The following is an 11,910-nucleotide window of genomic DNA, read 5'->3' as shown; positions in this document are numbered from 1 at the left end:
CGCACCCTGGTTGTCCGTCACCGTCAGCGTCACGGTGTACGTACCCGCGGACAGGTACGCGTGCGTGGGGTTCACGCCCGTACCGGCGGTGCTGTTGTCACCGAAGTTCCACGAGTACGAGGCCACCGTCCCATCCGGATCACTGGAACCGGACCCGTCGAACGACGCGTTCAGGTTGTTCACCGAGGACGTGAACGCAGCCACCGGAGGCTGATTCGGGAGGACGCCGCCGCCTGCGACGTAGTGCGCCTGCACGGTGCTGGCGCTCAGCTCACTGGAGTAGACCGCCACTTCGTCGATGGTGCCGGCGAAGTAGTTGTTGCCCGCCCACGAGCTGTCACCACCCACGCGCCAGTACCCCGTGTAGGGCTGCGCCTGGGTCTGCGGGCCACTGGCCACGTCCTGGCCGTCGACGTACAGGTTCATGCCGTCCGGCCCCTGGGTGGCGACCATGTGGTGCCATGCGCCGTCGTTGTAGGAGTTCGGCGAGGTGATGATGCTGGCCGACCCGGGGTACACGCCGAAGTTCAACCGGCCATCGGGGGTCATGTAGACGTGGCGGTCGTAGTTCCCGCTGTTCCCGCTCTGCTGGTCGCCGAATCCGATGAGCTTGCCGCCGGCCGTGGTCGTGGTGTTGAACCACAGTTCCTCGGAGTAGACCGTCGGGTTGCTGACCGGGTCGCTGGAGCCGATCGTGCCGTCCGTGCCGTTGAAGGTCACAGCGGTGCCCTGGGAGCCGAGCGCGCCCGGCTGACCCAGCGTGACGCCGCCAGAGTAGACACCGGTCTCCCCATTGGCGCTCGCGTCGGCGGCGGTCGATCCCGCCGTGTCGTCCAGCCGCCAGTAGAGAGCGGGGTTGGAGTTGTAGACGGCCTTGCCGTACGCATCGGTTGGGATCGTCGGGGTCGGCAGACTTCCGCCACCGTCGGTGTAGTGCGTCTGGACCTGCGCCAGGCTGAGCGCGGCAGGGTAGATCGCCACGTCGCCGATGGTGCCCGCGAAGTAGTTGCTGCTCGGCTGGTTGGTCCACCCGCTGAGGTTGTCGCCACCGATCTTCCAGTAGCCGGAGTAGCTCTGCGCGGAGGTGACGCCGGCGTTGGCGGCTACCTTCTTGCCGTCGACGTAGAGGGCGATGCCCGCGGTCGGGTCCATGGAGGCGACGATGTAGTGCCAGGCTCCGTCGTTGTAGGTGTTCTTGCTCTGGATCGTCTGGACGGATCCGGGGTAGACGCCCCAGATGATGTGTCCGGCGTTGTCCATGTAGACGTGCCGGTCATAGCTGCCGCTGGTCCCGGTGTTCGAGTCGCCGTACCCGACGATCTTGCCGCCGCTGGTCGTGGTGGTCTTAATCCACGCCTCCACACTCAGCGCCGGAGTCGTCGCGACCGTGGAGTTCGTCGCTGCGAACCCGTTGGAGCTTCCGCCGAAGGTCGAGGCCGTCGTGGGGTCACCAGTGATGGGACCTGTCGCCCCGCGAGTGACATCCGACTGAGCGGTTGCGTCGTTGAACCCCGCACTGTCGTAGATCGTGCTGCCGCTCGGCTCCCCCAGCGTCCAGAAGTCGCTCGCCCCGTCCTTCGCGACGTCCTGTGCGTACGGGCTGGGAGAACCACTACTGGCCGTGACCGAATTGGTCGTCGGCAGGGTGTAGGTGTTCCCGAGCGAATCCGAGGCGGTGATCTTGTAGGTGTACGCCTTCCCGCCGACGAGACCGGTATCGCGATATCCCATCTGCGGGCAGTTCCAGTACTGGTTGCTCTGGGTCGTCGTGTAGATCGGCGCCGCCGTGCCCGACCGGTACACGTTGTAGGTCAGATTCGCGTTGTCCGGGTCGGTCGCCGCCTGCCAGGAGACCCGTGCGGATCCGCCGGCCATCGCGAGCGCAGAAGGGGTCGGGGCCTGGTAGCACGCAGCCGGTCCCATCTTGTTGGGAGCCTTGCTCCGCACCGCGAATCGCACGAGCCCGTACTGGGCCTTGCCGTTGACGGAGGGGAACTCACCGCCGATGGACAGATAGTTGCCGTTACCGGTGATCGACCAACCGGACTGCTTCTGCGCCGTGTAGGAACCGAAGAGGAAGTTCGGGTACCACGTGAGGATCTTGGCGTACTGGTAGGCGCTGTAGTTCCACCCGTACTGATCGGGTCCCCGGTCGTAGTTGCCCGACGACGTCGTCGAGAACGCCAGGGCGTGCTTCTGGTTGATGCTCCAGTCGCTGAGCTGGGTCAGCCCACCGATCATCTCGCAGTTGTGCACGTGACTGACGGTGTAGAGCGCCCCGTTCATGGGAAAGGTGTTGTAGGTGTCGCCCTGGCAGTCGTTCAGCCAGTTGATCGATCCGTCTGCAGGGTTCAGCGAGAACTCGCCCTCGAAGGATGCGCCGGACCCGAACGCGTAGCCCGAACCGTAGATGTTGGTGCCATCCGTGCTGAGACCCATGATCGCGCCGTGCACCGCGTCAGGGATCTTCGTCGACGCAGCCCATGGAACCAAGCTCCCGGTGACCGGATCGACAGCCGCCAAGCCGTCGACCTCCTGACCGTTCAGCGTCACGAACTGGCCGCCGATGACGACCTTGGACTGATCCGGGGTCATGATCATCGTCCACGGAACGTAGTTGTCCGTCACCGGCGCCCAAGGCAGTCGGGCGCCGTTCGTGATGCTCATGGCGGCCAGGTGATGGCGGTAGACGCCGTCGTCATAATCGAACGCGCCACCGGCGTACACCGCGCTGGATGAGACGGTAATGGCCTTGACCTCACCGCTCAGATTGGGGCTGAAGCTGGGGACGAGCGCACCGCTCGCGACGTCGAACGCAGCGATGTGACCCCGGGGTTGGCCGTCGACCGTCGTGAAGTCGCCGCCCACGTAGATGCGTGAGTTGTCGGGGGACTTGGTGATGACCAGTGCCTGCGCGTTGAGGGTGTGGTTGAACGACGTGATGAGGTTTCCGGTGGTGATGTCGTATGCGATCAGGTTGCCCACATTGACCGATCCGGGTCCCCCCACCGCGACGCCCGGCGGACGCGCCTGGGAGAACTCGCCCGCGACGTACACGGTGTTGCCAATGGTGACCTGACTCCACACGACACCGTTGATCTGCCAGGTCGGCAGGGCGTCGTCGCTCACGGTCGCGGGGGTGCCCGCCGGCGGGTCCGTGTCGGCTCGCGCCGAGGTCGCGCTCGAGACGATCACCATCCCGAAGGTGAGCAGCACCATCGCGGTCGCCATCGCGATCAGGCGAGTCAACCGCTGCGACAGGGTGGTTCGTAGTGCGGTCATCGTCGCTCCTGAACACTGTGATGCGGGGTGAGGGGTCGTCACCGGGTGGGCCGAGTGGGTGGGTGTGACGGCCGGACGGGGGGTCTGCTCAGTCACGTCACTTTTCCTCTGAACGTCGCAAGCTGGTGGAGCCCGTCGAGATCGACGGTCATGGTGACCTGGCTCAGATCCGCTGCCGGCACCGAGAACCCGTACACGGCGTTCCCGGACTTGCCCGGTTGAACGGTGCTGGCGAAATCGACCGAGTTCTGGTCGTAGACGAGGTGGGCGAGGCGGGCCGGTGAGCCGTAACTGACGGTCACGACCACGGCGTCGAACGACAACGGCTTCTTGGTGCCGTTGGTCAACGTCACGTAGAAGTCGGTGACCGGCCGGCCGGGAAACACGCCCGGCCCCTGTCCGGTCACCTTGCTCTGGGTCATCCGGGTGATCCTGAGCCGCAGCCCGTCCGCGTACTCGACGGGCTGGGTGAAGGGCCTGGCTCCACCGATCGCGGAGATACTCGGCCGCACCTTCCGGCCGCCGCGCTCGACCGGTACGACCGCCGATGATGCGAGCGGGTCGCTCGGGATCGCGGTGCTCGCGCCCTTGGGCAGCTTCTGCTGGGTCGAGACCTGCGACGTGTCATCCTGCGGGCCGGCTGTCGGGGTCGACGTCAGCCCCGCGACGGCGTTCGGCACACCGGACGCGGTCGACCCCGGCCGGTCGGCCGCGCCGTCGTGCGCGGAGCTCGCGCATCCCGTCACGGCGACACCGAGTGCCACACAGGCGACGGCGATCAAGGATCCTCGACGTCCTCGTCCGGAGTGACTCAGCGTTTCTGATGCCATCAGTAGGCTCCCGTTCCACGTATGACGGCACGCACCGTGCGCCAGAGGATCTGCACGTCGAGGAACATCGACCAGTTGTCGACGTACCGGAGGTCGAGTCGAAGCGACTCGTCCCAGGACAGGTCGCTGCGCCCGCTCACCTGCCAGAGTCCCGTCAGCCCCGGCTTGACCCGGAGCCGTCGGACCGCGTCCGCGCCATAGCCGTCGACCTCGGACCGCAGGGGTGGCCGCGGGCCCACGATCGACATGTCGCCGTGCATGACGTTGACCAGCTGTGGCAGCTCATCGAGTGAGAACCGCCGCAGCACCTTGCCGATCGGGGTGACCCGAGGGTCATGCCGACGCTTGAAGAGCACCCCGTTGCCGTCGTCGCCATCGATGCGCACCATCGCCAGTTGGTGCTCGGCGTCGGGCACCATCGAGCGGAACTTCAACATGGTGAAGTCCTTTCCATCGATCCCCACCCGCGTCTGCCGGTAGAACACCTGGCCGCCGTCGCGGACCTTGATGAACACGGCGACGAGCAGGAGCAGGGGTGACAGGAGAACGACCAGCAACCCCCCGACCACCCGGTCGAAGAGCGCCTTGCTCGCCGCGTTGAGACCGTGCAGGGCCGGTCGCTCGATATGCAGCAACGACAGATTCGCCGCCGGCCGGATCGACATGCGCGGTCCGGTCACCTCGACTACCCCGGGAGACACGACCAGCTCGATACCGAGGTCGTCCAGCTCCCAGGACAGGCGTCGCAGCTCGATCCCGTCGAGGTCGGAGGGGCTGGCCACCACGACGACGTTCGCGGCGTACTTGCGCGCGACCTGGACCGTCTCGTGCACCGACCCCTCCCGATGGACGCCGCCGACCGTGTCGACGGTGTCCCCGGTGCAGATCGCGACGGGACGGATGCCGTGCTGGGTCTCCCGGTGCAGATCGGCCACCAGGTTGCGCACGGCATGGTCCTGCCCTGCCACCACGGCACGCTGACACGCGAGTCCCTGCCACCTGGCCCGGTAGAGCTGCCTGCGCAGCGCGAACCGCGCCACGAGCGACGTGCCCAGGAGTGTCGGGAAGTAGACGAGGACGAAGAAGCGCGACAGGTAGGGACGGTCGACGTAGATCGCGTAGGACACGAACGCCGACAACGCCAGCAGGCGGATCGCAGCGGAGATCAGCGCCCGGTACTCCTCGGCTCCGATCCCGAGATAGCGACGCTCGTAGCCGTGGCACACCGTGACCGTGCCCACCCAGGCGAACGGGCTGAGAACGAGGAGCACCACGTACGGCAGCGGGATGGGATCGCGCAGTGGGACCGCTCCGGAGACCGCCACGGCGGCGACGCCGCACACGATCGCGCAGAGCACATCGACCACGAGCGTCGCCGCGAGATACGGCCTCGACCAGTCCTGGGCGCGCGCACGCTCGATGGGAACGGCGAGCGCGGTGCCTGCGCCCCACGCTCCGGCGACCGCCGGCCCGTCCACTGTGATGGGCGCCGGCGCGGGCATCGGGATCGGGGAGACCTCTTCGAGGTCGCTCACGGAAGGGTGCACGACGCCCGAATCTGCGAAATCGGTCACGACCCTCCCATCAGGTGGTCCGAACATGGGTGATGACTAGCTCTTTACGGCTGGTCAAGTTCGGAAGAGCATTCCACCTACGGCCCGATGAGAGCGCAGCTCTGCTATGATCCGCTGCCGCTTGCAAAATATCGCGCATGGAGCGCCCAGGCGCCGCTCGGTGTGGTATGCGCCCACTTCGGGCCACACAGGGTGCGGCTCGCGATTCAGGGAGCGAGGGGAAGACGGAGGAGCCGCAGACCCACTCGGCCTGCTCCTACGCTGCGCGTCGGCGCGTTCAGCTGGTCCACCACGCGACGGTGGCCGCTAGGCCCTCGTCGAGGGACTCGGGCTCGATGTCCGGAAAGAGTTGCCGCAGAGTGTCGTTGGCAGCTCGCGAGTGCTTCACGTCGCCGATCCGACCAGGTACGTGCTCCACCTGCGGATATGCGCCGGCAGCACGCCCGACGGCCGACACCAGGTCGTTGATCGAGGTCTGCGTGCTGTAGGCGAGGTTGACCGGCTCGGGGTGCCAGACGCCGCGTTCGACCGCGGCCAGCAGCACCCGGCACACCGTCGCGACGAAGAGGAAGTCGCGGGTCTGCTCCCCGTCGCCCTCGATGCGCAGCGGGCGCCCGGCCAGGGTCGCATCGAGGAAGGCCGGGATCACGGCGGCGTACGTGTGATCGGCCCGCTGGCCCGGCCCGTAGACGTTGAACGGGCGGAAGACCAGCGTCTGCAGGCCGTAGGACTGCTGCGCGGCCAGCAGGTACTGCTCCCCGCTCAGCTTGCTCACGCCGTACGGCGACATCGGCCGCACCCAGTCGCGCTCGCCGATCGGGGTGGCCGGGTTCGCGCCGTACACCGCGGAGGAAGAGAAGAACACCACGTGCCGTACGCCGGCGGCGCGTGCCGCCTCGATCAGGCCGACGGTGCCCGTGACGTTGACCTCGTTGCAGCGCACCGGATCCCGCACGCTGGAGGGCACGCTTCCGATCGCCCCGAGGTGCACGATGTGCTCGACGCCCGCGACCGCACCGGCCAGCACCTCGGGGTCGGTCAACGACCCGATGACCACCTCGGCATGGATGTCACCCAGATTGTCGCGCAACCCCGTCGAGAGGTCGTCGAGCACCCGCACGGTGTGCCCCGCCGCGAGCGCCGCCCGGGTGAAGTTGGAGCCGATGAAGCCCGCTCCCCCGGTGACCAGGATCGTTGCCAACGGCTCAGCCGGCCATGGCCTTCTGCAGGTTCTCGTCGATCGCGCCGAGGAACTCCTGCGTCGTCAGGTAGGGCTGGTCCTTGCCGATCAGCAGGGCCAGGTCCTTGGTCATCTTGCCCTCTTCGACGGTCTCGATGCAGACGCGCTCGAGGGTGTCGGCGAAGGCGGTGACCTGCGGGGTCTTGTCTATCTTGCCCCGGTAGGAGATGCCGCGGGTCCAGGCGAAGATCGAAGCGATCGGGTTGGTCGAGGTCGGCTTGCCCTGCTGGTGCTGCCGGTAGTGCCGGGTGACCGTGCCGTGCGCGGCCTCCGCCTCGACGGTCTTGCCGTCGGGGGTCATCAGCACCGAGGTCATCAGGCCGAGGGAGCCGAATCCCTGCGCCACCGTGTCGGACTGGACATCACCGTCGTAGTTCTTGCAGGCCCACAGGTAGCCGCCCTCCCACTTCAGGGACGCTGCGACCATGTCGTCGATCAGCCGGTGCTCGTAGGTGATGCCCAGCGCGTCGAACTTCGCCTTGAACTCGTTGTCGAAGATGCGCTGGAAGATGTCCTTGAACTGACCGTCGTAGGCCTTGAGGATCGTGTTCTTGGTCGACAGGTAGACCGGCACCTTGCGGTCCAGGCCGTAGGTGAGCGAGGCGCGCGCGAAGTCCTCGATCGACTTGTTGTAGTTGAACATCCCCATTGCGACGCCGCCGTCGTCGCCGTACTTGGCGACCTCGTACGTCGTCTCCTTGCCGCCGCCCTCGGGCGTGAAGGTGATGGTCACGGTGCCGGCGCCGGGCACCTTGAAGTTCTGCGCCTTGTACTGGTCGCCGTGTGCGTGACGGCCGATGATGATCGGCTTGGTCCAACCAGGCACCAGCCGCGGGATGTTGCTGATGATGATCGGCTCGCGGAAGATCACGCCGCCGAGGATGTTGCGAATCGTCCCGTTGGGGCTGCGCCACATCTCCTTGAGACCGAACTCCTCGACGCGCGCCTCGTCCGGGGTGATCGTCGCGCACTTCACGCCGACGCCGTACTGCTTGACGGCGTTCGCGGAGTCGACGGTCACCTGGTCGTTGGTCGCGTCCCGGTTCTCGATGCCCAGGTCGTAGTACTTCAGGTCCACGTCCAGATAGGGATGGATCAACCGGTCCTTGATGAACTGCCAGATGATGCGCGTCATCTCATCACCGTCGAGTTCGACGATGGGGTTCTTGACCTTGATCTTCTCCATGCGGGCGGTAGCTCCTCGAGGGACGGTGTGTCGTCGGGCGGCCCGTCGCGGATGGGAACTGGGCCGCCCTGCGAGAGTATCGCGGGGCGGCCCGTTGGCCGGAATCGGTGGGGTCAGCCCACGGTATGGACCGAGTCGGCGACGATGGTGAGGACGATCCGTTGCTGGTCACGACCGCCGTACCAGGGATAGGGCCGACCGGTGTAGCGCTGCGACAGCGCCTCGATGTGCTCGACCGCGCCATCGGTGCTCATGGACACAACCCGTCCGCGCACCTCGAAGTAGCGCCACGGCTGCTGAGGGTCGGAGACCGCCACCGCCACCCGGGGATCGCGCTGCACGTTGCGGACCTTCTGGAAACCGACGACCGTGTTGATCAGGACGTGTTCGCCGTCGGTGTCGACCCACGTCTGGGTGATCTGCGGGCCGCCGTCCGGCATGAGCGTGGTGACGAAACACGGGCTGGGCGCACGCAGCAGAGCGAGCAGTTCAGCGGGCAGGTCCATGTCGGCTCCTCGGCGGGGTGTCGTCCTAGGGTCAGCCTAGGGACGGGCGCGTCCGTCGTCCGACATCCCCTCTCGGCCATCGCTCGCGGGCCGTTTCGGCCCGCAAACCCGCGCTGCTACCGTCGAAGTCATTCACTGGGCGCGCCCTTCTGCGCGTGCCCGCCGTCCACACGAAGGGGTTCCCACCCGTGAGCACCACGCCCGTCAAGGTCGCCGTCACCGGCGCCGCCGGCCAGATCGGCTACAGCCTGCTTTTCCGCATCGCGAGCGGCGCGCTCTTCGGGGCCGACACCCCGGTCGAGCTGCGGCTGCTGGAGATCACCCCTGCGCTGAAGGCGCTGGAGGGCGTGGTCATGGAGCTGGACGACTGTGCGTTCCCGACGCTCGCCGGCGTGCAGATCGGCGACGACCCCAACACGATCTTCGACGGCGTGAACCACGCGCTGCTGGTGGGCGCCCGTCCGCGCGGACCCGGGATGGAGCGCGGCGACCTGCTCGAGGCGAACGGCGGCATCTTCGCCCCGCAGGGCAAGGCACTGAACTCCGTTGCGGCAGATGACATCCGGGTCACCGTGACCGGCAACCCGGCCAACACCAATGCGCTCATCGCGATGTCGAACGCCCCCGACATCCCCCAGGAGCGCTTCTCCGCGCTGACCCGTCTGGACCACAACCGCGCCATCTCGCAGCTGGCCGCCAAGACCGGCGCATCGGTGACCGACATCAAGAAGATGACGATCTGGGGCAACCACTCCGCCACCCAGTACCCCGACCTCTTCCACACGCTCGTCGGTGGCCGCGTCGCCGCCGAGGTCGTGAACGACCAGCAGTGGCTGGAGTCGACCTACATCCCGACCGTCGCCAAGCGCGGCGCAGCGATCATCGACGCGCGCGGCTCGTCCTCGGCTGCGTCCGCCGCGTCGGCGACCGTCGACCACGTGCACGACTGGGCCGCCGGCACCCCCGCCGACGACTGGGTGTCGATGTCGGTCTGCTCCGACGGTTCGTACGGCGTGCCCGAGGGCCTCATCTCCTCCTTCCCGGTCACCGTCGCCGACGGCACGTGGTCGATCGTCCAGGGCCTGGAGATCGACGACTTCTCCCGCGGCAGGATCGACGCCACCGTCAAGGAGCTCGGCGAGGAGCGCGACGCGGTCAAGGGTCTCGGCCTGATCTGACCCACCGCTCCACGACGAAGGCCCGGCGCGAGCGATCGCGCCGGGCCTTCGTAGGTGCGGTCTCAGATCTTGACGACGGCGAAGATCACGACGATCGCCAGCGCGAAACCGCACAGCGTCAGGACATCGACCATCCGCGAGCGCACGGCGAGGCCGTCGGTGACCGACGCGGGCAGGAGACGCAGGAACGCGGCGAGCAGGAGCACGACCGCGAGCGCGTACCCGCCGGCGCGCAACGATCCGAAGTAGGCGATCAGCAACGCCACGACGCTGGCCAGCGCGATGGTCCACCAGGCGGGACCGAGGCGCGCGGGCCTCATCGAAGCCGGCGCTCGGCCGCCTCGACGACGTTGACCAGCAGCATCGCGCGCGTCATCGGCCCGACACCCCCGGGGTTCGGCGACACGTGACCGGCGACCTCGGCGACATCGGCCGCGACGTCGCCGGCGATCTTGCCGTCGACCCGCGAGACGCCGACGTCCAGGACGGCCGCGCCCGGCTTGACCATGTCGGCGGTGACCAGGTCGGGCACCCCCGCGGCGGCCACGACGACGTCCGCGGTGCGCACGATTGAGGCCAGGTCACGCGTGCCGGTGTGGCACAGCGTGGCCGTGGAGTTCTCGGTACGGCGGGTCAGCAGCAGCCCGAGCGGCCGGCCCACGGTCAGCCCACGCCCGATGACCACCACGTGCGCGCCGGCGAGCGGCACCTCGTAGCGGCGCAGCAGCTCGATGACGCCGATCGGCGTGCACGGCAGCGGGCCGCTCTCGCCGAGGACGAGCTTACCGAGGTTGAACGGGTGCAGCCCGTCGATGTCCTTGTCGGGGTCGACTCGAGACAACAGCGCGAATTCGTCCAGACCCGTGGGCTGTTGCACCAGGAACCCGGTGCAGTCGGGGTCGGCGTTGAGCTCGTCGATGACGGCTTCGACCTCGGCCTGCGTGGCGCCGGCGGGGAGGTCGCGACGGATGGAGTTGATGCCGATCTTGGCGCAGTCGCGGTGCTTGGCGCCGACGTACCAGTGGCTGCCCGGGTCATCGCCGACGAGGACGGTGCCGAGCCCCGGAGTGACGCCGAGCGCCTTCAGGGCCTCGACGCGCACCCGCAACTCGTCCATGATCGTCGCCAGGGTGGCCTTGCCGTCCATCACGATCGCCGTCACGGCGGACATCCTCGCACGGGCGCCTAGGCGAGCGGGGCCTGGTCGCGGGCGCCCGGTAACGTCACCGATCGTGAGCTGGACCGTCCGCACCGTGGCCTACACCGATCCCGACGCGCAGACCCTCATCCGCGAGCTCGACGACGACATGACCGCGCGGTACGGCGGCGTCGATGCGACGCCGGTGGCGCCCGACCAGTTCGCGCCGCCCGTCGGCACGTTCGTGGTCGCTGCCGACGAACGCGGCCTGATCGGGTGCGCCGGGTTGCGTTCGGCGAGCGCCGGCGACGTGGAGCTGAAGCGGATGTACGTGCGTGCCTCGCGGCGTCGCGAGGGGCACGCGGCGCGCCTGCTCGGCGTACTGGAGGAACGGTCGCGGGCCCTGGGGTTCACCCGGCTGATCCTCGAGACCGGGACGGCGCAGCCGGAGGCGATGGCGCTCTACGAACGCCTCGGCTACGACACGATCCCCGGCTTCGGCTACTACAAGGACGAGCCGCTCTCCCGCTGCTACGCCAAGCGCCTCACCTGAGCGGCCGGCTTCAGCCGGGCAGGACCGACAGACGCACCTGGCGGACGGGGTTGTCGACGTTGAGGTCGACCAGGCAGATGCTCTGCCAGGTGCCGAGCGCCAGCTGACCGTCGACGATCGGCACCGTCGCGTACGGCGGGATCAGCGCCGGCATCACATGCGAGCGCCCGTGGCCCTTGCTGCCGTGCTGGTGGATCCACCGGTCGTCGGCGGGCAACAGGTCCCGCAGCGCGTGCAGCAGGTCCTCGTCGCTACCCGCGCCGGTCTCCAGGATCGCGACGCCGGCCGTGGCGTGCGGGACGAAGACGTGCAGCAGTCCCGAGTCCACCCCGCGCAGGACTCCCTCGCACTGCCGGGTGATGTCCAGGACGACCTCGCCATCGCCGGTGCGAATCTCGATCGTCTCGGTCTGCATGACCCCAT

11 protein-coding genes are annotated in these 11,910 nt (G+C 67.9%); 2 read left to right on the top strand and 9 right to left on the bottom strand.

The window, feature by feature from the left end; translation table 11 throughout:
• The 6 genes from JOB34_RS14215 to JOB34_RS14190 form a co-directional block, all read right to left on the bottom strand.
• Positions 1 to 3,282: LamG-like jellyroll fold domain-containing protein (locus JOB34_RS14215; protein ID WP_208053286.1), on the bottom strand; the 3,282-nt coding region annotated here is incomplete at its 3' end.
• 92 nt (positions 3,283 to 3,374) lie between these two features.
• Positions 3,375 to 4,112: a hypothetical protein gene (locus tag JOB34_RS14210; RefSeq protein ID WP_208053285.1), complete on the bottom strand. Its 738-nt coding sequence runs from the start codon at positions 4,110 to 4,112 to the stop codon at positions 3,375 to 3,377.
• A complete protein-coding gene (locus JOB34_RS14205; protein ID WP_347813872.1) occupies positions 4,112 to 5,647 on the bottom strand; it encodes a sugar transferase in 1,536 nt (511 codons plus the stop codon). The genes JOB34_RS14210 and JOB34_RS14205 overlap by 1 nt, the downstream gene beginning before the upstream one ends.
• Positions 5,648 to 5,963: 316 nt before the next feature.
• Entirely contained in the window at positions 5,964 to 6,887 is a 924-nt protein-coding gene (locus JOB34_RS14200) for an NAD-dependent epimerase/dehydratase family protein (protein WP_243758105.1), read from the bottom strand.
• 4 nt (positions 6,888 to 6,891) lie between these two features.
• Positions 6,892 to 8,112 carry an NADP-dependent isocitrate dehydrogenase gene (locus JOB34_RS14195; protein ID WP_208053284.1) on the bottom strand — a complete coding sequence of 407 codons (1,221 nt, stop codon included), beginning with the start codon at positions 8,110 to 8,112 and terminating at the stop codon, positions 6,892 to 6,894.
• A gap of 113 nt (positions 8,113 to 8,225) precedes the next feature.
• On the bottom strand, positions 8,226 to 8,618 hold the full coding sequence (locus JOB34_RS14190; protein WP_208053283.1) for a PPOX class F420-dependent oxidoreductase: 393 nt from the start codon (positions 8,616 to 8,618) through the stop codon (positions 8,226 to 8,228).
• 188 nt (positions 8,619 to 8,806) lie between these two features.
• Between JOB34_RS14190 and JOB34_RS14185 the strand changes: the two genes are divergently transcribed.
• A complete protein-coding gene (locus JOB34_RS14185) occupies positions 8,807 to 9,796 on the top strand; it encodes a malate dehydrogenase (protein ID WP_208053282.1) in 990 nt (329 codons plus the stop codon).
• Positions 9,797 to 9,858: 62 nt separating this feature from the next.
• Here the strand turns inward: JOB34_RS14185 and JOB34_RS14180 are convergent, their stop codons facing one another.
• Positions 9,859 to 10,116: a DUF3017 domain-containing protein gene (locus JOB34_RS14180; protein WP_208053281.1), complete on the bottom strand. Its 258-nt coding sequence runs from the start codon at positions 10,114 to 10,116 to the stop codon at positions 9,859 to 9,861.
• Positions 10,113 to 10,958 (bottom strand): bifunctional methylenetetrahydrofolate dehydrogenase/methenyltetrahydrofolate cyclohydrolase, encoded by an 846-nt coding sequence (locus JOB34_RS14175; RefSeq protein WP_208053280.1) that lies wholly within the window; start codon positions 10,956 to 10,958, stop codon positions 10,113 to 10,115. The genes JOB34_RS14180 and JOB34_RS14175 overlap by 4 nt, the downstream gene beginning before the upstream one ends.
• 70 nt (positions 10,959 to 11,028) lie before the next feature.
• Here JOB34_RS14175 and JOB34_RS14170 point away from each other — a divergent pair, with 70 nt between their 5' ends.
• Complete coding sequence (locus tag JOB34_RS14170; RefSeq protein WP_208053279.1) at positions 11,029 to 11,487, top strand: GNAT family N-acetyltransferase; 459 nt, start codon at positions 11,029 to 11,031, stop codon at positions 11,485 to 11,487.
• Positions 11,488 to 11,497: 10 nt separating this feature from the next.
• Here JOB34_RS14170 and JOB34_RS14165 read toward each other — a convergent pair whose 3' ends face one another.
• The gene (locus tag JOB34_RS14165; protein ID WP_208053278.1) at positions 11,498 to 11,902 is read right to left on the bottom strand and encodes a secondary thiamine-phosphate synthase enzyme YjbQ; all 405 of its coding nucleotides are present in this window, start codon (positions 11,900 to 11,902) and stop codon (positions 11,498 to 11,500) included.
• Positions 11,903 to 11,910 lie beyond the last annotated feature (8 nt).

Source organism: Allobranchiibius sp. GilTou38, assembly GCF_017565325.1.
Lineage (GTDB): Bacteria > Actinomycetota > Actinomycetes > Actinomycetales > Dermatophilaceae > Allobranchiibius > Allobranchiibius huperziae.
The sequence above is the reverse complement of the archived record's forward strand: the minus strand, read 5'-3'. Positions and strand labels throughout refer to the sequence as shown.